The organism is Hazenella coriacea (assembly GCF_004341825.1).
Taxonomy (GTDB): domain Bacteria; phylum Bacillota; class Bacilli; order Thermoactinomycetales; family Thermoactinomycetaceae; genus Hazenella; species Hazenella coriacea.
The window spans coordinates 46,652-69,165 of the sequence record NZ_SMAG01000011.1; the positions used below are offsets into that span (position 1 = coordinate 46,652).

Below are 22,514 nucleotides of genomic sequence, written 5' to 3' on the forward strand. Positions count from 1 at the left end.
AATGGAGATAAAGGAAGATCTTGCGTTTCATCTACTATTTTTATTATTTGTGGATTTGCTAATTGGAAGTATCTAACATACTTCGCAATCTACACCAATCATCTACACTCTCAAATTAAAAAATTTATTGTTTATTGAACTAACAATTTGTACAAGGTTGAAAGAACTAGATTTCCGCTGTAAATTCTGTGGATTGCGGACGTTCACACAACCCTTAGGAGGTGGCTGGGGTGTCTGTCGAAATCGGTTCGTTTCTTCGACAAGCCCGAGAGTCGATTGGACTGTCCCTCGATCAGTTACAGGAAAAGACCAGGATTCAAAAATCTTTCTTAGTCGCAATCGAGAATGGCGAATTTAATAAACTACCAAGTCCTTTTTATGTAAGGACATACCTTCGTTCTTATGCGAATTGTGTGAAAGTCGAGCCTCATCATATCCTGAGGCAGTATCGTAAAGAAGAACAGCGTGAGCGTGGCTTAACGGGTGTACATAAAGTTGTTACTGAAGATATGCTAAACAATAGCTTCACATCTCAGCAAACATTACAACTACCTCACCTAACAGGTCAAACCATGTCGATGCCTACGATCGGGTCCCAGTTTCAATCTGGAGCGAATCATGCTAAACATCGGACTAGTGCACATACCGCTTTAACGATTGCTAAAAATCAAGAGCTGACACGTAAATCAAGCGATTCAGCACGACGAGATTTAGGGTATCAACGAACAAGCGGCGGGACAAGATCAACTCCTGGGTTACCTATAGCTGAATCGGAGTCTGTTCCAAGTCAAAGTCGAGCGGTGGTTAGCAAAAGTACAAATCCAATTAAACGTTATGCGGATGAATCGACTGTGAATCGGACACGTTCTGCTGATACAACACCACTTAGTGGAACACGAAATTTAAAAGATTCCAATCCATCCATGCGTACAACGGACCCATCGATGGGTCGGGTGTGGGATAAAAACCAAACAGGAACCCAACGTTCCCAAAAATCTGCAATTCCCGCAGACGAAATTCCAACCCGATCATCCCGCTCATCGCGTTCGAAAAAAGAATTGACTCAATCTTCCATGCCACCAGTGGCTTCTGGAAGTATTCAAGAAATTGAGGATCAGCCGGAATCTCAAGTTGCTTTGCGTTTTGACCAACTAAGTCGAAGTGCCGTTAAAAATAATAGAAAAAGCAAGAAAGCAACACAGGATTTTCCAGTTAAAATGGTATCTAGCATTGCTGCTGGTATTTTAGTATGTGGTGGTTTGGTTTGGGGGGCAACACAGTTTTTCGGAGATGATCAAACAGACACGTCTTCTGCTAATGATAAAAAAGTCACCTCTAACAATAAGAATCAAGTTCCTTCTGAAGTGATGGATCAGACCACCATCGCTACTGTCTCCGAATCTGCTGAGCAAAATACCTATCAGTTATCTGGGGTTAAAGGTAAAGTAAAGCTTACTTTTGTAGGTTCAGGTGGAGAGTCAAGAGTAGCGATTGCCAATACAGGAATACAAATAGAATCAAACCTTATGGAAGATAAAACGGTAACCAGAGGGTTCGTTTGGGATTATGAATATGATTTCGATCAAAACAAAGATTTATGGATTAAAATAGGTGAACCTAAAAATATTTCTATTAAAGTGAATGGCAGAGAGATTGGCTCATCTAAACTTGTGAATGTACAATATACGAAATAATTAGCAAGCCTCGCTTCTTTAAGGGGCTTGCTTATTTTGACGTGTTCTATACTCTGCGATATACTGATGAAGTTAACCGTGGAATGAACTAACAGGAGGTAATCGGGTAAATATGACCGGTTTACAAAAAAATTCATTACGAGAAGCTCGGTTAAAAGACAGTATATCTATTGAGGAAATATCCGAAGAATTAAATATTGATTCCATTTATTTAGAAGCGATTGAAAATGAGGAGTTTTCTACTTTACCTTCTCTTTATGCAAAAGGTTATATTCGAACTTATGCGCGGTTTCTAGAAGTAGATCCAAATCCTTTACTTCAAGCGTACAAGGATTCGATGCCCAAAGAAGCAGTAGTTATTGACAATGAGAATTCAACACCACCATTAAGTCGTAAAGAGCGTGCTGAATTACACCAGTCAAAGCGAAGTTCTTCATCAAAGAAAAAGTGGATGGGTAAAAAGTTATCTTCGATTGGTTGGCCGATTTGGTCATTGATCGGACTCATTATTTTAGCGATTCCATTACTGATTTGGTGGCTTTCTGATGATAATCAAACAGTTGTTCACTCAGTCAATCCTTCTACTACTTCCTCACCTTCAGATGCAAAAGTGACCTCTGAGCAATCGAAATCAACTCGTGCCGAGGTTAAGCTGATTCAGCCATCTGAAACATATGATTATGGGGATGTTTATGGGATTTCACAATCTGACCAAGTTCAAGTGAAAGTTACAGCAGTTAAACCAACTGAGATTCGAGTTCGAGAAAGTGGACCTCAGGGGAAAATTATTTTTGAAAAAGAGTTACAATCGAATCAGGTTGAGACGTTTACTCATGATCAGTGGATCTCATTAAGAGTGAATCATCCTAGCCATGTTTTACTTTCAGTAAACGGTGTGACGATTGATACCTCAGAACAAAAAGAGATCCAAGTATATCAGCTAAAAGTAGTTGATGGAGCAGAGAGGTGATCATCCTCTCTGCTCTCTCTTTTTGACACGATTGTTCTGCTTGGTTTATACTTACGAAAGAATTATTACTAGGTGTTATCAACCGGAGGAAGAAACGTGGCACAAAAACAATTTACCTTCCATTCTTTACGATATCCGTGGTTTGGAGAGTTGCCAGGGAGGTTGGTAAGGTGAACCTGGCCAATAAAATCACGCTGGCTAGAATTTTTTTGGTTCCAGTTGTGATGATCTTCTTATTGGTTCGCTTTGAGATTGGTTATATTCATGTTGGAGATACCAAATTAACCATTAGTGAAATCATTGCAACAACCGTCTTTGTTTTGGCTGCGGCTTCAGATGGATTAGATGGTTATATTGCTCGTAAAAATAAAATAGTCACAAATCTTGGTAAGTTTTTAGATCCTCTGGCAGATAAGTTATTAATTACCGCTGCTTTAATATCGTTGGTGGAAATGCAAAGATTAGAGGCATGGATCGCTATTGCGATTATCAGCCGTGAGTTTGCTGTGACAGGATTACGTTTAATCGCTGCAGCTGAGGGAGTAATTATTTCAGCCAGTGCAATGGGGAAATTGAAGACGATCATCCAAATCGTTGCGATTATCTCATTGATGTTAAATAATTTTCCTTTTTCAGCACTAGCATTTCCGTTTGCAGATATTGCTAAATGGTTAGCTGTCATTATTACGATTGTCTCAGGTCTGGATTATTTTTATAAAAATAGAAAGCTGGTTAGCGTTACCAGAGAATAGTTCAACCATTTTATGTTGGGAAGGAAATGTTTTATGCGTGCGGAGATCATAACGGTTGGTACCGAATTATTGCTAGGTCAGACACTAGATCGTCACTCACAATATCTGTCCCAAGAATGTTCCCCTTTGGGAATTGGAGTCTATTACCATACATCCGTAGGGGATAATCGTCAACGGTTATTAGAAGTGATTCAACTAGCTAGTTCACGATCAGAGTTAATTTTTTTATGTGGCGGTTTGGGTCCAACCATGGATGATTTGACGAAAGAAACTTTGGCTGAGTATCTTGATGTTCGTTTGATACAAGATCCAGAGACTGTAACTCATTTAGAAAAATTATTTGTGGGGCGAACGATCGCTACGAATAATTTTAAACAAACTTATGTATTTCCTGATGGTGTTGTTTTCACTAATCAAAACGGAACAGCTCCTGGCTTATCAGTGAAGAGTAAGGGAGTTACATATATTTGTCTGCCGGGTCCTCCCAACGAATTAGTACCAATGTTTGAGACAAGTATTCGACCGTTTCTGCTTCAGTTGTTACCCGAAAAGCAAGTCATTGATTCACATACCTTGTCCTTTTTTGGAATTGGGGAATCTTTACTTGAGGAACGTTTAAATGACATCATAGAGAATCAGACCAATCCAACGATTGCTCCATATGCCAAAGAAGCAGGTGTTACATTACGTATTACAGCAAAAGCGAAGGATAAAACAACCGCACATGCGATGGTTCAACCGACTCTTTCTGCGATTATGGAACGAGTAGGTGAGTACTGTTTTAGTGAAAAAGAGGAATCCTTGGAAGAAGTCGTAATTTCTTTTCTCAAACAGCAGCAACGAACGCTTTCTGTGGTTGAAAGTTGTACAGGTGGGTTGTTAGCTCATATGGTTACGTCGGTTCCTGGAAGTAGTGAAGTTTTTAAGGGTGGAATCGTCTCTTATACCAATGAAGTTAAAAACCAAATCGCTCAAGTACCTTTGGATGTTCTCCAGCAACATGGTGCAGTGAGCTCTTGGACTGCGGAATCTTTAGCGACGCAAACCCTCAAGCAATTTCAGACTGATTTATCTTTGAGTATAACAGGTGTTGCCGGACCTGATCCTTCTGAAGGAAAACCGGTAGGTCTAGTGTATATTGGATTGGCTGAAAAGGGACAACCGTCTCGTGTTTATCAATTTCAATTTAAGGGTTCACGTAGACGGATTCAGTTACTTGCAGCCAAGTATGCCTTATTTATTCTTCAGCAATGCTTAAAGAAAGGTGAAACTACAACATGAATCGTTTTGACAAGTTTCAAATAAGCCCTGAAATCCTTAAAGGGATTCAAGATTTAGGATTTGAAGAGCCGTCTCCTATTCAAATCGAATGTATTCCTGCAGTTCTCCGTGGAGAAGATGTAATCGGTCAAGCTCAGACTGGGACAGGAAAAACAGCCGCATTTGGAATTCCTGTATTGGAAAGAATTGATCCGACTGACAGTCACGTTCAGAGTATTATTTTGGCTCCAACAAGGGAGCTAGCGATCCAGGTTTCTGAGGAGTTAAGACGTATTGGTCGTCCCAAGCGAGTAAAAACTTTACCGATCTATGGTGGGCAAGCGATTGGACGTCAAATTAAAGCTTTACAACAAGGTGTTCATGTAGTTATTGGTACACCAGGACGTCTTTTGGATCATTTACGCAGAGGAACATTGAAAGCAAATCATGTGGAAATGATTGTTTTAGATGAAGCAGATGAAATGTTGGATATGGGATTCATCGAAGATATCGAGTCTGTGATGAAATTTTTGCCAGATCAACGTCAATTGTTACTTTTTTCTGCAACAATGCCACCAGCGATTCGTCAATTGGCTCAAAAATACATGCGTAAACCCAAATATATCACTGTTAATCGTGGTGAGGTGACGGTTCCGGTGATTAAGCAATATTGTTATCGTGTGTTAGAGAACTTTAAAGTTGAAGCTCTATGTCGCATTTTAGATAGCGAAGAAGTAGACTTGGCGATTGTGTTCTGTCGTACTAAAAAGGGTGTAGATGAGTTAACTGATTCACTACAGGCACGTGGTTATTTAGCAGGTGGACTTCATGGTGATCTAGCACAGCAACAGCGAGACCGGGTGATGAACTCTTTCCGTAATGGAGATATTGAACTCCTTGTGGCTACGGATGTTGCTGCACGCGGGATTGATGTTGGCAGTGTTTCACATGTAATCAACTATGATATCCCACAAGATGTTGAAAGCTATGTCCACCGAATTGGTCGTACAGGTCGTGCGGGACGAAAAGGAGTCGCTTTAACACTCGTCACCCCACGAGAAATGAAACAACTTCGTACCATTGAAGAAGAAACTGGTTCACGACTCAGAGCAAAAGAATTACCAACATTGGAAGAAGTGGCTGCCAAACAACAGCAATCTTGGATGAGTCAAATTGAAGAAACAATTCAATCAGATGCTGATTTATCACTTTTTGAAGAGATGATTGAAGAATTAAGTGGAAAATTTTCTTCGGAAAAAGTGGCAGCAGCCGCACTTCATCTAGCTTTTTCCGAACGCTTTTCCCGTAATGCAGATTCAACTTATAACTTTGGAGAAACAGGTGCCTCACCAGGAATGGTTCGATTCTTTATCAATGTTGGACGTAATGCGAATCTACGTCCACAAGAGTTGTCAAAAGCAATCGCTGAAAACACAGGCATCTCTTTGCGGCAAGTAGGTAGAATTAATATCTATGATCGTTTCTCTTTCGTAGAAGTCCCTGAGGATGTAGCACCTTTTGTATACGAGGCGCTTCGTCAATCAAAAATTAATGGAACACGGGTCAACATGGAACCAGCACGTCCCCGTAATCAACGTTCAGAATAAAAGTATAAAAAGCACCCTTGATCATTGGGTGCTTTTTATTTTGTTAAGGATTTGGTGTGTGATCATCAATTAATCGGCAATACCTAGCGCAATTTTTGCATAACGGGACATTCGACTTTTGTCCCAAGGTGGATCCCACACAATGTTGACATGAACTTGATTGACACCTTCCACTTTTCGTACAGCATCTTCAACCAGTCCATTGATCATGCCAGCGAGTGGGCAACCCATAGCCGTAAGGGTCATGGTGATGTCTACATTTCCTTCATCGTCAAGGTCAACGTCATAAATCAAACCAAGATTGACTACATCAATGTTTAACTCAGGATCATTGACTTCTTCTAGTTGTTCCATGATCTGTTCTTTAATTATTTCTTTATCCACTTTTCCACCCTCCTCTCTTTTGTAATGTACCACAAACCTAGATGACTCACACCTATACACAAAAAGTCGAATAAATGTTCGTAAATGATCTTGGCAGATATTCAAAAACAATGTATGATGTGGATAGTTGATTTTATGGGAGAAAAAAGGAGGAAAGTGCATGTCAGATCGTCGTCAGGCGTTAGAAATGGCACTTAGACAAATAGAGAAGCAGTTTGGTAAAGGTTCGATCATGAAGATGGGGGAAGAGGTAGCTACCCAAGTTGAAACCGTTTCTAGCGGTGCGCTAGCCTTAGATATTGCTCTGGGGATTGGTGGATTCCCTCGCGGACGGATTATCGAAGTATATGGTCCTGAGTCTTCAGGTAAAACGACGGTTGCCCTGCATTCGATTGCAGAAGTACAAAAATTAGGTGGTCAAGCAGCCTTTATTGATGCGGAGCATGCACTAGATCCAATTTATGCTCAAAAATTAGGTGTAGACATCTCTGAGCTATTATTGTCCCAACCTGATACAGGTGAACAAGCTTTGGAGATCGCAGAAGCATTGGTTCGTAGTGGTGCGGTTGATGTGATTGTCATCGACTCTGTAGCAGCTCTTGTACCGAAAGCGGAGATTGAAGGGGAGATGGGCGACTCTCACGTTGGCTTACAGGCACGTCTGATGTCACAAGCCCTACGTAAATTATCTGGAGCGATCAATAAATCAAAAACAATCGCTATTTTTATCAACCAGATTCGGGAAAAAGTCGGAGTGATGTTTGGAAATCCAGAGACCACTCCTGGTGGACGTGCGCTTAAGTTTTACTCCAGTGTTCGTTTAGAAGTACGTCGTGCTGAAACGATCAAGCAAGGAAATGATATGGTCGGAAACCGTACTCGGATTAAAGTGGTCAAAAATAAAGTTGCACCTCCATTTAAGCAAGCAGAGGTAGATATCATGTTTGGTGAGGGGATTTCGAAAGAAGGAAGTGCTCTTGATATCGGAACGGAACTAGATATTGTTAACAAGAGTGGAGCATGGTACTCTTTTGAAGGTGAACGTCTAGGACAGGGACGAGAAAATGCTAAACAATTTTTGAAAGAGCGTAAAGATGTTTATCTCACTATCGAAAATCGAGTTCGTGACCACTACGAGCTTCCTCTCATACAAGCAGCAGATGTTATGGTAGAACAAGCTGCCACGACAGAAAAAGCAGAGACCAAGAAAGGTCGAAAAAGTAAAGACAAAGTAGCTGAAAAAGATGAAAAAGCTTCGCTAGAAGGGTAGAAAGATCGTCTGATTTTCAGGAAAGTGGGTGAAATATAGATGGAAACACAGTTGATCACCCGCATCGAAAAAAAGTCTACTTATTCACGAAGATACCAGATTTATGTGAATGACGAGTTGCAGTTTTCTGTTCACGAAGATGTACTGGTCAAGCATCGACTGTATAAAGGGATGCCCATCGATCCACAACAGATCCAAGAGATCCTCTCTTCTGAAGAATATGGAAAAGTTCGCCAAGCTACTTTGAGATATCTGAGCTATAAACCGAGGACCATCTGGGAAGTGAAACAGTATCTTGCTGGGAAAGATTTTGCGACCGAATATACAGAACAAGTGATTCAAGACTTTCAGGATCAAGGTTATTTAGATGATCGTCAGTATGCCCGCTCTTGGGTGGAAGAGCGACGTGCACATAAAGGACATGGTCAAATCCGGTTACGGCAAGAAATGCTAAAAAAAGGAATTGCGGAGAAGTGGATTGATGAGGCATTATCATATACAGATAATGATGAGGAGCGCCAACAGGCAATGAAAATTGCCGAACGGCGCTATCTTCGTATTTATCAGGACTCGTGGCCGAAGGTGGAACGACGGCTAGGTCAGTATCTACTACGACAAGGATACTCGGCTGAGATTGTGTACCCGATATTAACTATTTTTCGATCGCGTCATGAGCAAGAAAAAAGAGGAGATTTCTAATGCGATTTCTTTATTTTACAGATACACATATTCGGGGGACATCCCCTCGTAGTCGTACAGATGACTTTCAAGAAACTTTGCGCAATAAATTAAATGAAATTATTGAGATTGCCAAGTGTGAACAAGTTGATTATATCCTTCATGGTGGCGATCTATTTGACAGACCTAGCTTATCACCAGCAGTTGTACGCGAATTCGCTCGCATTTTTCGCGGGTTTCAAGTTCCTATGTATGTGATTGCTGGGAATCATGATATCTATGGACATAATCCAATGACCGTTGATCGGACGATGCTAGGGCTTTTAGATGCGTTTGGTACACTATCTTTGATTCAAGAGGGAGAGAAAGTTCGCCTAGAAAAAGACGGGATCATTGTACAGCTAAGCGGACAACCCTTTCACTATGATATCGATAAACGTGATGTAAGACAGGACTATGTGGTTGATAATGAAATAGGAGCGAACTATTGTATTCATATGGTGCATGGAATGCTTGTAGATCGAGCTTTGCCAGATGGTGTGGCTCATACGATGATCCACCAAGTTTGGAACGATTCGGTTGATATTCTACTTACAGGTCATTATCACGCCGGCTTTCCTGTTCAAGAGCATAACAGAAGATATATCATTAACCCAGGAGCTATCGCTCGAATTAATAATCATGTCTCTGAAATGAAAAGAACTCCACAAGTTGTCATCTTGGACTTAACGAATGAAATACAGGTCCAACTGGTTCCCCTTCAATGTGCAGAAAAAGGGGAGAGTGTATTAGATCGTACCGCTATTGAAAAAGAAGCTTATCGTCAAGAAAAGTTAACTTCATTTGTACAACAAATTCGCTCAGCAGGCGATTTTCGGGCTATTGATGTGTTGGAGATTATCGATGAGATCTCTAGACTGGAGGGAGTGCCTGACGAAGTGCGATTTGAGGCGCAGCGGCGGATTGCAATTGAACAGGAAGCAGAAGGGGAGACCATATCTTGAACCTGTTTAAAAAACTCATTATTGAAAACTTTCAATCTCACGAACATACAGTGATTGATTTTTCGACAGGACTTAATGTATTTGTAGGTCCTTCCGACAGCGGAAAGAGTGCTATTTTACGAGCCCTTCGTTGGGTCTTATTCAATGTACCACGAGGAACTGATTTTATTCGTAAAGGGGCTACTCAATGTCGTGTTAGCCTGATTTTTGCAGATGGGACGGAAGTGATAAGACTTCGCAGTTCATCAGTGAATCGATATATTTTACGAATACCCGATCAAGAAGAGCAACAGTTTGAAGGGTTTGGGAATACGGTTCCACAAGAAATTATTCAAGTTCATCATATTGAACCCATCCAACTGGATCAGAAAGAGATCTTTTTGCACTTTGGTACACAACTGGAAAGTCCTTTTTTGCTATCCGAATCTGATCGCAATAAAGCCAAAATCATCGGGAGGATCAGTGGTGCACATCTGATTGACAATGCCCTTAAAAAAACAAGTGCAGACCGACAGCAGATGGGTATGGAAACGAAGCAACTTGAACAGCAGATAGCAAACCTAAAGGAAAAATTGGAACCCTATGCGGAACTTCCTAAGATGGAGGAAGCTTATCTTCAGACAGAAGCATTATTTGCACAAGCTACTCATAAAAAAGAGAAAGTCAATCAACTGAAAAAGATACTGATCGAGTTACGAGTTGTTCGGGAAGAAATGAACCATTTGGAACAAGTGATTCAACGTTTACAACACATTCCTCGTCTAGAGCAACTTCTACAAATGTTGGAACTGAAAAAATCTCTATACCGTCAAATGCGACGATTACAAGAAAAACAAACTCTCATTAGTCAAGAAAAGGAGATTTGTCTAGAACGAATTGGTCAATCAAAGGATCTTCCCAAAGTGGAAAAGTTGCTTATCCAGATTGAAGCCAAAAGGTCTAAATGGAATAGGTCTCATCAGATTCATACTCGTTGGAGCGAACTCACTCATTTACAACAACAGCTAAAAAAGATGATCCAATCTTATTTGGAAGTTCCTCGATCGATGGAAATGATTCAAGCAATCCAACAAAATGCAAATCAATTGCAACGTTTATCTACTCTTCACCATCGTTGGGAACAACAGCAAAGAGAAAAAAAGAACCTACTTCACCTGCTTGAGCAAAGAAAAGATGTACCTCAGTTGGCTATTCAAATACCTCAGATCGAAGATAAATGGAAAAAATGGTTACGATTAAGGAAGATCAATGATCAACGAATGGAAATTCACCAAAGGATAGAGATTGGAAACCAGTTTTGTCGTGATAAAACTGAACAAATCGTTCAATTAACTGAGGAATGGGCAAGACTGCTTAAAAAAATGGGCAAATGTCCAACCTGTGGTTCACCGATCCATTCTTCAGTCGCGGAACATATCATGGAAGAATATCGTGGAGGGATTCACTATGCTGCAGCTGGAAGAGAAAATCAAAAAAATTAGAACCCAACTTGAAAAGGCAAAAAGCGATTTAGTCAAAGCGGAAACTAGGTTAGAAGGTTTACACAATCAAGAAGCAGAGCTGATTAAAGAAGCGCAAGAATTGGGAGTGGAACCAGATCAACTTCAAGAAGAGATCGAACGTCTTGAAAAAGAGATTCAAGAAGAATTGAAAGAGGCTTGGAGTTTACTTCCTCAGGAGTTGAGAAAGTAGAATGGGTAGCGAACCGTTTCATGAACTAGGTCAGGCGTTAAAAGAGGCAAAAAGTGAATTAGATCGTAAAAAAATAACCAGAGATCTTTATCAAGAACAACTTTCGCTGAATGAAGAGAAATGGAAAAACTTGAATGAACACCGAGAATTATTGGATAAAGTACGACTTTTGTTTCAACACTCTGCGGATCACGCACGAACTCAGGCGAAGCAACAATTGGAAACTTTAGTAACGAATGCATTGCAATATGTGTTTGGTCCTATGTTTCGTTTTGAAATCGATTTGTCGGATCATGGAGGGAATCCAACCGCAGAGTTTTATGTAGTTTCAGAATGGGAAGGACAAACGATTAAAAATAAACCTCAAGATTCACGGGGGGGTGGAATCGTAGATATTGTCTCACTAGCTTTACGGATTGCTTTGATCGAAACTATTCAACCTCGCCTGCAAGGTCCGATTATTTTAGATGAACCTGGTAAGCATGTAAGTGAAGATTATATTGTTCCGATGATCCAATTTTTAAAATCTGTCGCTGAAACATTTGGAAGACAAATTATTCTTGTCACACATAATACGCATTTAACTGAATCAGCAGACACTGCTTATTTTGTACGTTTGGCAAGTGGAAAGTCAGAAGTACTGATTTCTCGTCATCTTGACAATCGGTTTGTATAAATAATACAATTGTACTGTATCTCTGCGTTTTATATGCTCTGATACCTCTGGTTCCATATTTAGTTAATGTGACACTGAAGAGAAAATATGTTTTAGCTGGAATTCTCCAGCCTTCACCTGGTATAGCAAAACTGAAGGATGAACGAGAGAGGACCGAGTGAATCGGTCTTGTTTTTGAATAAAGGAACAGAGGAGGTGAGCATGATCGATGTTTGAGTTACCCCACATCATTCTGCTGTTTGCCTCTCTGGGAATTGGTATCGGTGCTGGATACTGGTTGCGTAAGACAACAGCAGAAGCTCGAATTGGAAGCGCTGAGAAAGAAGCATCTGCCATTTTGGAAAAAGCAAATAAAGATGCGGAAGCGCTAAAGAAAGAAAAAGTCTTTGAAGCCAAAGATGAAATTCATCATCTTCGTAACGAATCTGAAAAAGAAATCCGTGAGCAAAGAAATGAACTGCAACGGGTTGAGCGGCGTTTAGGTCAAAAAGAAGAAACACTTGAACGGAAACAACAATCTCAAGAAAAAAAGGATGAAGCCCTTAATCAGCGAGAACGACAAATTGAACAGAAACAACAGCTAGTGGATCAGCTATACCAGGAACAGACGAAAGAGATGGAACGGATTTCTGGTTTATCTACAGAAGAAGCAAAACAGCTGATTCTTAGCAAAGTTGAAAGTGAAATGCGACACGAGACAGCGCAGATTATTAAAGAGATGGAGCAGCAAGCTATTGAGGAAGGGGACAAGCGAGCACGTAATATCTTGTCTCTAGCGATCCAACGCTGTGCAGCTGATCACGTCGCAGAAACGACGGTATCTGTCGTTACTTTACCTAATGATGAGATGAAAGGGCGAATCATTGGTAGAGAAGGTCGCAATATACGCACCTTGGAAACGCTGACAGGGATTGACCTCATCATTGATGACACACCAGAAGCAGTCATTTTATCAGGATTTGACCCGATTCGCCGTGAAGTGGCTCGTGTTGCGCTTGAGAAATTAGTTGCTGATGGACGTATTCACCCCGCCCGCATTGAGGAAATGGTTGATAAGTCAAGACGGGATGTAGATGAACGGATTCGTGAGTATGGAGAACAAGCAACATTTGAATCAGGAGTACATGGGCTACATCCGGATTTAATAAAAATAGTTGGGCGTTTAAAATTCCGTACTAGTTATGGACAAAATGTCTTGAAGCATTCCATGGAAGTCGCCCATCTTGCCGGTCTATTAGCATCTGAATTGGGAGAAGATATACACTTAGCCAAGCGGGCAGGATTGCTCCATGATATTGGTAAAGCAATCGACCATGAAATAGAAGGCTCACATGTAGATATCGGTGTAGAACTAGCCAAAAAATATAAAGAACATCCAGTTGTAATCAATTCAATTGCTTCTCACCATGGAGATGTGGAAGCAACCAGTGTTATCGCTGTCTTGGTACGGGCAGCTGATGCATTATCTGCAGCTAGACCTGGAGCTCGTCGTGAAACACTGGAAGCTTATATTAAACGGTTAGAAAAGCTAGAAGAAATATGTGAATCCTTTGATGGTGTGGAGAAATCATATGCCATTCAAGCTGGGCGTGAATGTAGAATTATCGTCAAGCCAGATGAAGTCGACGATGCAGAATCAAGTCGTCTTGCACGTGAAATCACCAAGCAAATTCAAAATCAGTTAGATTATCCTGGACACATCAAAGTAACAGTCATTCGAGAAACAAGATCGGTAGAGTATGCCAAATAAAGTGGTCTTAGGCCACTTTATTTTTTTAAGTAGGTTGGAGGCCAACACAAATAATGAGAATATTGATGATTGGGGACATTGTCGGTGTTCCTGGAAGAGAAGCCTTGTCTGCTTATCTCTCACAAATAAAAAAGATCTACACACCTGATGTAGTGATTGCCAATGGCGAAAATGCAGCCAATAATGGGAGAGGAATTCAACGTGCAATTGTCCAAGAGCTTTTTTTAGCAGGTGTTGACTGTATTACCTTAGGAAATCACGCTTGGGGACAACAAGAAATATTTGATTTCATCGATGAGGAAGCTAAATTGATTCGCCCGGCTAATTTTCCTGAAGATACACCAGGCAAAGGGTACACAGTGATTCAAACACCTGCCGGAAAGATGACAGTCATCAATGTCATGGGAAGAACGTTTATGTCTTCGCTACTCGATTGCCCTTTTCGTACGGTGGATCAGATCTTAGATAAGATCCCACGTTCATCAGCGGTTCTAGTGGATATGCATGCGGAAACAACTTCAGAAAAGCAAGCCTTAGCTTGGTATTTGGATGGACGTGTTTCAGCCGTAGTGGGGACACATACACATGTCCAAACCGCTGATGAACGGATTCTTCCAAAGGGAACGGCTTATATGAGCGATGTGGGGATGGTTGGTCCCTATGATGGAATGATTGGGATGGATCGAGAAGCGGTGATCAGACGCTATTTAACCCAATTACCCGTTCGATTTGAGGTGGCTAAAGGCAGAGTTCAATTTAATGCCGTTTTCATTGAACTTGATAAACAAACTAAAAAAGCAAAACAGGTGAAAAGAATTCGAATTGATGAAGAGAATCCTTTGTTTGGTTAATTGTATATAATTTTCTTTCAAATTTTTCATTCGTGTCTTTGAAAAGTAGAAGGAATTTTTATAAGTTGGTCGAATAGGATAAAAGTGGACTCACTCCAACCATCGAGGAGGTACCTTCATGGAAGTATTAAAAGTTTCAGCAAAATCTAATCCGAATTCTGTTGCAGGTGCACTAGCCGGAGTCTTGCGGGAACGTGGTCAAGCAGAGATGCAGGCGATCGGTGCAGGAGCACTAAATCAAGCTGTCAAGGCTGTCGCGATCGCACGAGGATTTGTTGCGCCAAGCGGGATCGACTTGATTTGCATCCCGGCCTTTACCGATATCGTCATCGATGGTGAAGAACGAACAGCTATCAAGTTGATCGTAGAACCTCGTTAAAAAAGAGGATCATATATTTTTAAACCTGTTTATTATATAGACAGGTTTTTCTTTTATTGGGGGAGAGAATCATGTACTGGTTTGATGGACATTGTGATGTACTGTGGAGAAGATGGGATTCAAGATTTCAAAATGAAAATAGAGACTTTTATGATCTCCATTCTTCGCTAGATGTAAACGAGCATTATATGAAAGAAATTCATCAAGTTTTACAAGTATTCGCCACTTTTGTCCCTACGAAAGTAGCAGTAGGTCAACGCTTCGCTACAGCACTCGCTCAGATCGATGATTTTTATGAACATATCATTCGTGATGGTGAAAAACTATTTCCTGTTACCACTAGAGAAGATATTCATGAATGCTCTCCTCAACGGATGGGAGCCCTATTAGCGATGGAAGGAGCTGATGCCCTTCAAGGAGAGCTCTCTAATTTACGGACTTTTTACCGTCTGGGAGTCAGACAGATTGGCTTGACTTGGAACTACGCCAATGAAGTGGCGGATGGAATTGAAGAAGACCGTGGGGGTGGATTAACTCGATTTGGACGACAAGTAGTTGAGGAGATGATGAGATTTCAGATGATCTTAGATGTCTCTCACTTGTCCGTCCGTGGTTTCTGGGAGGTCGTGGATGTTGATCAATTACCAGTAATCGCCTCTCATTCCAATAGTTTAACCATTTGCCAACATAAAAGGAACCTAGATGATTCACAGATAAGGGCTATAATAGAGAAACAAGGTTTAATCGGGCTCACTTATTATCCTCCATTTGTTCATCAAGGTAATTCCAAAGTAACGATTGCACATTTACTACGTCATGTAGAGTATATATGTGAACTAGGGGGAGAGAATCAGCTTTGTTTTGGCTCTGATTTCGACGGTATTGATGTTAAAATCGTTGGCTTAGAAAATGTGAGGCAGGTACAGAACCTAAAGGAAGCACTTTTACAGAGGTATCCAGAATCATTGGTTCAAAAGTGGGCTTGGAAAAATGCGTGCTCCTTTTATGCAAAACACCTCATGTCAAAAAGCGACTAAATGCGTCACAAAATAGGCTAACTTTTTATAAAGGGAAATAATCAAGTCTGAGAAGGTGATATCCAACGGATTGAGCTGTTATAACGGTTGCTTTTTAAAACTTAGAGGACTAGAATTAATAGTTGATAGTGCACTATCGACTCAGCCACAAAAATGAAACTTTCCTTCACTTTTTGTGAAGAGCCGATATACTATTTTAACCAATTGCGTGAGTTTTGTGTGGGAGTTTAAAGGAGATGAGTTCATGATCAAGCAGCTTTCCTGGAAAGTTGGCGGACAGCAAGGGGAAGGTATTGATAGTGCTGGAGAAATTTTATCTACCGCTTTAAATCGAAAAGGATACTATCTTTATGGATACAGACACTTTTCATCTCGGATTAAAGGTGGACACTCCAACACCAAAATCCGAATTAGCACAAGCCCAACTGGCTCTATATCTGACGAGCTAGATATCCTTGTTGCATTTGACCAAGAAACAATCGATCTAAACGCACATGAGTTAGTGCCTCATGGTGTGATCATCGCAGATGCTAAATTTAATCCATCTGTACCTGAAGGAATTAGTGCCCATCTTCTCGCAGTACCATTTACGAAAATTGCTGAAGAAGTTGGCATGGCTCAAATGAAAAACATGGTTGCTGTTGGAGCTTCCATTGCACTCTTAGGTCTTCCTGTTGAAGCGTTCCGAGAAGTAATGGAAGAGCGCTTTTTGAAAAAAGGACAAAAAGTTGTCGACAAAAATATGGAAGCGATCTCAAGAGGTGTTGAATTTGTGAGCGCTGAGCTCGATGAACCGATTGTTGATTTTATCATTGAGCCTTCAGATGGTCAAAAACGTCTATATATGATCGGAAATGACGCAATTGCATTAGGGGCAGTGGCTGCAGGTGCACGGTTGATGGCCGCTTATCCAATTACTCCATCCTCGGAAATTATGGAGTACTTGATTCGCAAGCTACCTGAATTTGGCGGAACGGTTGTTCAAACAGAAGACGAAATCTCGGCGATTACGATGACCATTGGAGCTAACTATGGGGGAGTTCGTGCCTTAACAGCTTCTTCTGGACCTGGACTCTCATTGATGACTGAAGCGATTGGCTTGGCAGGAATGACAGAACAACCAGCAGTCATTGTGAATACCCAGCGTGGAGGTCCAAGTACAGGTCTCCCAACCAAGCAAGAACAAAGTGACGTCTTAGCTATGTTGTACAGCACTCATGGTGAGATTCCTAAAATTGTTATTGCACCAAGTACGGCTGAAGAATGTTTCTATGACACGATTCAAGCGTTTAACTTGGCTGAACAATATCAATGCCCTGTCATCTTGATAACGGATTTAGCGCTTTCCCTCGGTAAACAAACAGTGGAACCACTAGAATATGATCGGATCGAGATTAAACGTGGAAAATTAGTCTCTGAAGATGAAGAGCTACCAGAATTAGAAGATTCTCAGCTATTCCCACGCTATGAACTTAGTGATGATGGGATTTCTCGTCGTGTTCTACCAGGTAAAAAAGGTGGAATCCACCATGTAACTGGTGTTGAACATGATCAAACAGGTCGTCCATCTGAGAGCCCAATCAACCGGGTTCAAATGATGAATAAACGCCTCTCTAAAGTGGCTAACGGTATTGACTTTGATACCCCAGTCTATTTGGATGCGAAACATGATGAGGCTGACTTATTAATTGTAGGCTTTAACTCCACTCGTGGAACGATTCATGAAGCGATGGGGCGTTTAGAAGCTGATGGTCTAAAAGTGAACCATGCGCATATTCGTCAACTTCTTCCATTCCCAACTGAAATCATGGAAGAACAAATGAAAAAAGCGAAAAAAGTAGTTGTAGTAGAAAACAATGCTACAGGACAAATCGCTAATCTAATCAAAATGAATGTAGGTATGGCAGAAAAAGTGGTTCAAGTCAATAAATATGATGGGAATCCATTCTTGCCATCTGAAATTTATAATCAATGTAAGGAGTTGTTGGTTCATGGCCACATTTAAAGATTTCCGCAACAAAGTGAAACCCAATTGGTGCCCAGGTTGTGGTGACTTCTCCGTGTTGGCCGCCATGCAACGTGCTTTTGCAAATGTAGGCTTAGAACCACATGATGTAGCCATTGTTTCTGGAATCGGTTGTTCTGGACGGATTTCTGGATATGTCAATGCTTATGGTTTACATGGAGTTCATGGACGTTCTTTGCCAATTGCACAAGGGCTCAAACTGGCTAATCGCGATTTAACTGTTGTTGCATCTGGTGGGGACGGAGATGGTTTTGCGATTGGAATGGCACACACCGTTCATGCCATTCGCCGAAATGTCAATATCACTTATATCGTTATGGATAACCAAATTTATGGTTTGACCAAAGGACAAACTTCTCCACGTAGCCAAATGGGCTTTAAAACGAAATCAACTCCAAATGGCTCAATTGAAGAAGCAATTAATCCAATGGAAATGGCTTTAACGGTAGGTGCAGGATTTGTAGCTCAATCGGTATCTAGTGATTTAAAACAACTCACTCATGTCATTGAAGAGGGAATTAGACATGAGGGCTTCTCTTTAATCAACGTTTACAGCCCTTGTGTAACTTACAATAAAGTAAACACCTATGACTGGTTTAAGGAGAACCTTGTAAAATTAGAGGATGATCCTGATTATGATTCTTCCAATCGCTCGATGGCTATGCAAAAATTGATGGAAAATCAAGGACTTGTTACGGGTATCATTTATCAAAATAAAGAAAGAAAATCTTACGAACAACTTATCAAAGGTTTTAAAGAAACACCTTTAAATAAGCAAGATCTACAAATTACTGAAGAACAATTTAATAAGCTTGTAGCTGAATTTGCTTAACTTATGATAAAACTCCCTTCTAAATGTAAAAGGGAGTTTTATTTTTTATATGATAAAGTTATTATAGAGATATTGAAGTATTTTTTCACTTATTAATCAAATCATTGGACTGTAAATAGAAAGAATAATTAAAAAGAACCCAAACTAACTACTTTTATTGATGTAATCTCCCATATATTCAATTATTTATTTGCAAGGTACAAGCTCATAGAGGGGGAAAATAGAGCTTCGATGCTCAATAGTGAAGGTCTATATTACCGAATCGACATTACTGAAATGCTACATATTTTATCATGATGAATCAAATAGAAAAGGGGAAATGATCAATGACAATTCCAGCAATCTATTATATCCCACACCAAGATGATGAAACTCTCAGCATGGCTATTGATATTATCAAACATGTGGGAGCTGGACGAGAAGTGATCTGTGTACTTTATACAAGTGGTAGAGGTTCGGTTGCCCAGAAAGTCATTAACGGTGAACTAAGCTCAGGGTATTGGGGAGGAACGCACAACCCAGATCTTGAGGGATATGCTCGTCTCAATGATGCAGCCTTTACTGAAGCGAGGAACAATGAATTTCGATCAGCTCTCGGTCAGTTAGGAGTCAAGCCAGAGAATATCCATATCTGTCCTTTGGATTTAGAAGGAACATTTAATAAAGATAGTGTGAAACAATTGATGTTGGAGTACATGGCCATGTATCCCGTAAGTGGTCATAAAACGATGAGTTACCATGATGGATCGATCTCCCATGCTTGGGCTGGACAAGCATTAAATGAACTTTACAATGAAGGGAAAACCCTAGACGCCCGTTTCTTCATCGCCCGTGCAGACTGGGCAAAATCGCTACCCGGAGTTATTTATACCGCCACGGATGACCAGAAGAAGAAGATTCAGAAGGCAGCAAGAGTTTATGAAGCATGGAACCCTGTCGCTGGAGCATTTGCGGTGGGTTATCATTCAGTACCTGCACAGTTTCAAGAGATGTTGGTCAATCCGCAAAATAAAATTCATAAGCCCAATGAATAATCATTAAAAATTGGGATGTAAGGAAAGATGTAACTTATCCTGTTCTTATTAACCATTCCTTTAATTCTATAAGGAGTAGGGTTTGGTTTTCTTGTGCAAATAAAGGCAGATTAGTTGAAGAAAGCCTATTTAACTAAATATAAGGGGATATAGAATGGTACTCATTAAAAATATTGGGCGTTATTGTTTAACAGATAAAAGCGGATATATAAGCAATGACGCAGCCTTAAATAAAATTGATTTAGAATATCTAGAAATCCTTCAGGAAGTAATAAAAAATTATCTTAAACATTTAGGAAGTGATATTCACAGTATATACATAAGGGGTTCGGTCCCGCGAGGTTTAGCGATAAAAGGCATTTCAGATTTAGATACAATTGCTATGACCTATAAAAATCCAAAAGAGTTAGATTTAAGTTGGGTTGAACAAGCTGAGCAAGAAATGAATAGGAGTTTCAGTTGTGTAAATGGAATTGAACTAAGTTTCTACCATGTAGAAGATATATTAGAAATCTCAAATTTCTCAATCATTTCCTTTATGTTAAAGACTCACAGCGTATGTGTGTATGGTAAGGATTTAATAAAGATGTTACCTGAATATAAAGCAGATAAAGCGTTAGCGAATGAGCATCTTTTTCACTTGAAGAGTCAAATAGAAAGGGCTAAGGCAGACCTAATTAATAATGAGGGTGCAGAAGATATTAAAGATTGTTGCAGTTGGATTATGAAGATTATAATCAGAGCAGGTCTTGCCCTTGTAATTATTGATGAGAACCTTTACACGAGGGACTTGTATCCCGCCTATCAGTTGTTCTCAAAACATTTTCCACAGGAAGAACCTCGTATGAGAAAGGCTCTTGAATATGCGATTGAGCCCACTACAAAACCTGATTTTATATTAGATTTTATCAATGACTTTGGGATTTGGATAATGGACAAAGCAGAAAAATGGTTACAAACTCATAATCCGAAGAGAGAGCCAAAAATAAAATTATGAAGATTTTATTAGAATTAATTCTTTTTTAGTTCCAGGGAGTTATAAATTGCTTTGTAGCCATTGTTCATGAAGAGATTGTCGATTTGTATTGTTTAGTCTTTCTCACAGTTTTTTTGTATTGAAAATTAAATTTTTTTAAAATAAGGTAAGTAGTATTGTGATATATAAAAATAATCCGTTATAATACTACTTAATAGAAAGATAGTTGTCTTTATCGAGTGGTATGTGATGAAAATGGCTATCCAAATGATTTCTATTTTTCAATCGAAGCTATTTGTAATAGACTTAATTTTAAATTTGATTGTAGGGTTGTGAGAAATGAATAGCTCATAGTAGCAATGTTACAAATTTATCTTAAACGAATGGGGGAACATCTATGAACAGTATACTGAAAAAGTGGAGTCAAGTAAGTTTGGTAAAACAAATTATTGTGGGCTTGATTATTGGAATTATTTTATCTTTGACAATCCCAGAAGTAGCAAAACCTGTTGTAATGTTAGGCACTTTATTTGTAGGTGCTTTGAAAGCAATTGCACCTGTGTTGGTACTTTTCTTGGTTATGTCGGCCATCGCTCAACACAAGAATGGTCAACGGACAAATATGAAATCTATTATCTTCCTATACCTTTTAGGAACCTTTTTAGCTGGATTAACCGCCGTTGTTGTAAGCTTTATTTTTCCTGTAAGTTTAACACTTGCACAGGGCGCTGAAGGTGTGACTGCTCCTGGCGGTGTTGTTGAGGTTCTCAAATCATTACTGCTGAACATTGTCGATAACCCAGTTAAAGCAATTTATAATGCGAACTATATCGGTATTTTAGCTTGGGCGATCCTTCTTGGTTTGGTTTTACGAAATGCCTCTGATACGACAAAAATGATGATTTCTGATTTTTCAGACGGTGTATCTAAAATAGTTACATGGATTATTAAGTTTGCGCCATTAGGAATCATGGGTCTAGTAGTTGAGTCTATTACTACAAATGGAATTGGGGCATTACTAAGCTATGGAAAATTACTTGCGGTTTTGATTGGTTGTATGGTCTTTGTGGCACTGGTTGTCAATCCAATCATTGTGTTCATATTTATACGTCAAAATCCTTTCCCGCTTGTTTTTAAGTGCTTAAAGGAAAGTGGTATTACAGCATTCTTTGCACGTAGCTCAGCTGCGAATATTCCTGTAAATATGAGATTATGTGAAAATCTAGGTTTAAATAAGGATAGTTATTCAGTATCCATTCCATTAGGTGCAACCATCAATATGGGTGGTGCCGCTGTTACTATTTCTGTTTTGACACTTGCAGCGGTTCATACACTTGGTATTCAAGTGGACTTCCCTACAGCAATTATCCTCAGCGTATTGTCAGCTGTATGCGCTTGTGGTGCCTCGGGGGTTGCTGGTGGTTCTTTATTGCTGATTCCTCTAGCATGTAGTTTATTTGGAATCTCACCTGATGTTGCTATGCAGGTAGTTGGAGTAGGCTTTATCATAGGTGTTTTACAAGACTCTTTTGAAACGGCACTTAACTCATCCACAGACGTACTTTTCACAGCAACAGCTGAATTTAAAGAATGGCGTAAAGAAGGGAAAAAAATGAATATCCACTCTTAACATCATGGAGCG

General features: G+C 40.0%; 21 protein-coding genes. 20 read left to right on the forward strand and 1 reads right to left on the reverse strand.

Translation table 11 applies throughout. The features are described from left to right. Window positions 1-230: 230 nt before the first annotated feature. The 5 genes from EDD58_RS13930 (at window position 231) to EDD58_RS13950 (ending at window position 6,283) form a co-directional block, all read left to right on the forward strand. Window positions 231-1,694: a helix-turn-helix domain-containing protein gene (locus tag EDD58_RS13930; protein WP_165875985.1), complete on the forward strand. Its 1,464-nt coding sequence runs from the start codon at window positions 231-233 to the stop codon at window positions 1,692-1,694. Window positions 1,695-1,806: 112 nt separating this feature from the next. Beyond that, window positions 1,807-2,664: a RodZ domain-containing protein gene (locus tag EDD58_RS13935; RefSeq protein ID WP_131926601.1), complete on the forward strand. Its 858-nt coding sequence runs from the start codon at window positions 1,807-1,809 to the stop codon at window positions 2,662-2,664. Between the two features lie 170 nt (window positions 2,665-2,834). Next, on the forward strand, window positions 2,835-3,416 hold the full coding sequence (pgsA, locus tag EDD58_RS13940; RefSeq protein ID WP_131926603.1) for a CDP-diacylglycerol--glycerol-3-phosphate 3-phosphatidyltransferase: 582 nt from the start codon (window positions 2,835-2,837) through the stop codon (window positions 3,414-3,416). A gap of 33 nt (window positions 3,417-3,449) precedes the next feature. After that, the gene (locus EDD58_RS13945; RefSeq protein ID WP_131926605.1) at window positions 3,450-4,697 is read left to right on the forward strand and encodes a competence/damage-inducible protein A; all 1,248 of its coding nucleotides are present in this window, start codon (window positions 3,450-3,452) and stop codon (window positions 4,695-4,697) included. Then, complete coding sequence (locus tag EDD58_RS13950; RefSeq protein WP_131926607.1) at window positions 4,694-6,283, forward strand: DEAD/DEAH box helicase; 1,590 nt, start codon at window positions 4,694-4,696, stop codon at window positions 6,281-6,283. The genes EDD58_RS13945 and EDD58_RS13950 overlap by 4 nt, the downstream gene beginning before the upstream one ends. A 69-nt stretch (window positions 6,284-6,352) precedes the next feature. Here the strand turns inward: EDD58_RS13950 and EDD58_RS13955 are convergent, their stop codons facing one another. Beyond that, the gene (locus EDD58_RS13955; RefSeq protein WP_131926661.1) at window positions 6,353-6,637 is read right to left on the reverse strand and encodes a metal-sulfur cluster assembly factor; all 285 of its coding nucleotides are present in this window, start codon (window positions 6,635-6,637) and stop codon (window positions 6,353-6,355) included. A 190-nt stretch (window positions 6,638-6,827) separates the two neighbouring features. Here EDD58_RS13955 and recA point away from each other — a divergent pair, with 190 nt between their 5' ends. The 15 genes from recA (at window position 6,828) to sstT (ending at window position 22,502) form a co-directional block, all read left to right on the forward strand. Continuing rightward, entirely contained in the window at window positions 6,828-7,937 is a 1,110-nt protein-coding gene (gene recA / locus EDD58_RS13960; protein WP_131926609.1) for a recombinase RecA, read from the forward strand. Window positions 7,938-7,976: 39 nt separating this feature from the next. Beyond that, window positions 7,977-8,636 carry a RecX family transcriptional regulator gene (locus EDD58_RS13965; RefSeq protein ID WP_131926611.1) on the forward strand — a complete coding sequence of 220 codons (660 nt, stop codon included), beginning with the start codon at window positions 7,977-7,979 and terminating at the stop codon, window positions 8,634-8,636. Beyond that, a complete protein-coding gene (locus EDD58_RS13970; RefSeq protein WP_131926613.1) occupies window positions 8,636-9,619 on the forward strand; it encodes a metallophosphoesterase family protein in 984 nt (327 codons plus the stop codon). Before EDD58_RS13965 ends, EDD58_RS13970 begins: the two co-directional genes overlap by 1 nt. After that, window positions 9,616-11,100: an AAA family ATPase gene (locus EDD58_RS13975; protein WP_165875986.1), complete on the forward strand. Its 1,485-nt coding sequence runs from the start codon at window positions 9,616-9,618 to the stop codon at window positions 11,098-11,100. Before EDD58_RS13970 ends, EDD58_RS13975 begins: the two co-directional genes overlap by 4 nt. After that, on the forward strand, window positions 11,066-11,311 hold the full coding sequence (locus EDD58_RS13980; RefSeq protein WP_131926617.1) for a hypothetical protein: 246 nt from the start codon (window positions 11,066-11,068) through the stop codon (window positions 11,309-11,311). The genes EDD58_RS13975 and EDD58_RS13980 overlap by 35 nt, the downstream gene beginning before the upstream one ends. A gap of 1 nt (window position 11,312) precedes the next feature. After that, entirely contained in the window at window positions 11,313-11,987 is a 675-nt protein-coding gene (locus tag EDD58_RS13985) for an ATP-binding protein (RefSeq protein ID WP_131926619.1), read from the forward strand. Between the two features lie 208 nt (window positions 11,988-12,195). After that, window positions 12,196-13,737, forward strand: coding sequence for a ribonuclease Y (rny, locus tag EDD58_RS13990; protein ID WP_131926621.1), 1,542 nt, complete (start codon window positions 12,196-12,198; stop codon window positions 13,735-13,737). A gap of 53 nt (window positions 13,738-13,790) precedes the next feature. Beyond that, on the forward strand, window positions 13,791-14,588 hold the full coding sequence (locus EDD58_RS13995) for a TIGR00282 family metallophosphoesterase (protein WP_131926623.1): 798 nt from the start codon (window positions 13,791-13,793) through the stop codon (window positions 14,586-14,588). Window positions 14,589-14,706: 118 nt separating this feature from the next. After that, the gene (locus EDD58_RS14000; protein ID WP_022737614.1) at window positions 14,707-14,967 is read left to right on the forward strand and encodes a stage V sporulation protein S; all 261 of its coding nucleotides are present in this window, start codon (window positions 14,707-14,709) and stop codon (window positions 14,965-14,967) included. A gap of 71 nt (window positions 14,968-15,038) precedes the next feature. Continuing rightward, window positions 15,039-16,004 carry a dipeptidase gene (locus EDD58_RS14005; protein ID WP_131926625.1) on the forward strand — a complete coding sequence of 322 codons (966 nt, stop codon included), beginning with the start codon at window positions 15,039-15,041 and terminating at the stop codon, window positions 16,002-16,004. Between the two features lie 244 nt (window positions 16,005-16,248). Then, window positions 16,249-18,009 carry a 2-oxoacid:acceptor oxidoreductase subunit alpha gene (locus EDD58_RS14010; RefSeq protein WP_131926627.1) on the forward strand — a complete coding sequence of 587 codons (1,761 nt, stop codon included), beginning with the start codon at window positions 16,249-16,251 and terminating at the stop codon, window positions 18,007-18,009. Then, window positions 17,996-18,862 (forward strand): 2-oxoacid:ferredoxin oxidoreductase subunit beta, encoded by an 867-nt coding sequence (locus EDD58_RS14015; protein ID WP_131926629.1) that lies wholly within the window; start codon window positions 17,996-17,998, stop codon window positions 18,860-18,862. Before EDD58_RS14010 ends, EDD58_RS14015 begins: the two co-directional genes overlap by 14 nt. 326 nt (window positions 18,863-19,188) lie before the next feature. Further along, the gene (locus EDD58_RS14020) at window positions 19,189-19,896 is read left to right on the forward strand and encodes a PIG-L family deacetylase (protein WP_131926631.1); all 708 of its coding nucleotides are present in this window, start codon (window positions 19,189-19,191) and stop codon (window positions 19,894-19,896) included. 154 nt (window positions 19,897-20,050) lie between these two features. Next, on the forward strand, window positions 20,051-20,893 hold the full coding sequence (locus EDD58_RS14025; RefSeq protein ID WP_131926633.1) for a nucleotidyltransferase family protein: 843 nt from the start codon (window positions 20,051-20,053) through the stop codon (window positions 20,891-20,893). 376 nt (window positions 20,894-21,269) lie between these two features. Further along, the gene (sstT, locus tag EDD58_RS14030) at window positions 21,270-22,502 is read left to right on the forward strand and encodes a serine/threonine transporter SstT (protein ID WP_131926635.1); all 1,233 of its coding nucleotides are present in this window, start codon (window positions 21,270-21,272) and stop codon (window positions 22,500-22,502) included. Window positions 22,503-22,514: the final 12 nt, after the last annotated feature.

Bases quoted from the DNA above. Each gene is read 5' to 3' on its own strand.
- EDD58_RS13945 (WP_131926605.1), top strand. From the start codon at position 3,450: ATGCGTGCGGAGATCATAACGGTTGGTACCGAATTATTGCTAGGTCAG.
- recA (WP_131926609.1), top strand. From the start codon at position 6,828: ATGTCAGATCGTCGTCAGGCGTTAGAAATGGCACTTAGACAAATAGAG.
- EDD58_RS13955 (WP_131926661.1), bottom strand. From the start codon at position 6,637: ATGGAACAACTAGAAGAAGTCAATGATCCTGAGTTAAACATTGATGTA.
- EDD58_RS13965 (WP_131926611.1), top strand. From the start codon at position 7,977: ATGGAAACACAGTTGATCACCCGCATCGAAAAAAAGTCTACTTATTCA.
- EDD58_RS13935 (WP_131926601.1), top strand. From the start codon at position 1,807: ATGACCGGTTTACAAAAAAATTCATTACGAGAAGCTCGGTTAAAAGAC.
- EDD58_RS14015 (WP_131926629.1), top strand. From the start codon at position 17,996: ATGGCCACATTTAAAGATTTCCGCAACAAAGTGAAACCCAATTGGTGC.
- EDD58_RS13995 (WP_131926623.1), top strand. From the start codon at position 13,791: ATGAGAATATTGATGATTGGGGACATTGTCGGTGTTCCTGGAAGAGAA.
- sstT (WP_131926635.1), top strand. From the start codon at position 21,270: ATGAACAGTATACTGAAAAAGTGGAGTCAAGTAAGTTTGGTAAAACAA.
- EDD58_RS13980 (WP_131926617.1), top strand. From the start codon at position 11,066: ATGCTGCAGCTGGAAGAGAAAATCAAAAAAATTAGAACCCAACTTGAA.
- EDD58_RS14025 (WP_131926633.1), top strand. From the start codon at position 20,051: ATGGTACTCATTAAAAATATTGGGCGTTATTGTTTAACAGATAAAAGC.
- EDD58_RS13985 (WP_131926619.1), top strand. From the start codon at position 11,313: ATGGGTAGCGAACCGTTTCATGAACTAGGTCAGGCGTTAAAAGAGGCA.
- rny (WP_131926621.1), top strand. From the start codon at position 12,196: ATGTTTGAGTTACCCCACATCATTCTGCTGTTTGCCTCTCTGGGAATT.
- EDD58_RS14000 (WP_022737614.1), top strand. From the start codon at position 14,707: ATGGAAGTATTAAAAGTTTCAGCAAAATCTAATCCGAATTCTGTTGCA.
- EDD58_RS14020 (WP_131926631.1), top strand. From the start codon at position 19,189: ATGACAATTCCAGCAATCTATTATATCCCACACCAAGATGATGAAACT.
- EDD58_RS13950 (WP_131926607.1), top strand. From the start codon at position 4,694: ATGAATCGTTTTGACAAGTTTCAAATAAGCCCTGAAATCCTTAAAGGG.
- EDD58_RS14005 (WP_131926625.1), top strand. From the start codon at position 15,039: ATGTACTGGTTTGATGGACATTGTGATGTACTGTGGAGAAGATGGGAT.
- EDD58_RS14010 (WP_131926627.1), top strand. From the start codon at position 16,249: ATGATCAAGCAGCTTTCCTGGAAAGTTGGCGGACAGCAAGGGGAAGGT.
- EDD58_RS13970 (WP_131926613.1), top strand. From the start codon at position 8,636: ATGCGATTTCTTTATTTTACAGATACACATATTCGGGGGACATCCCCT.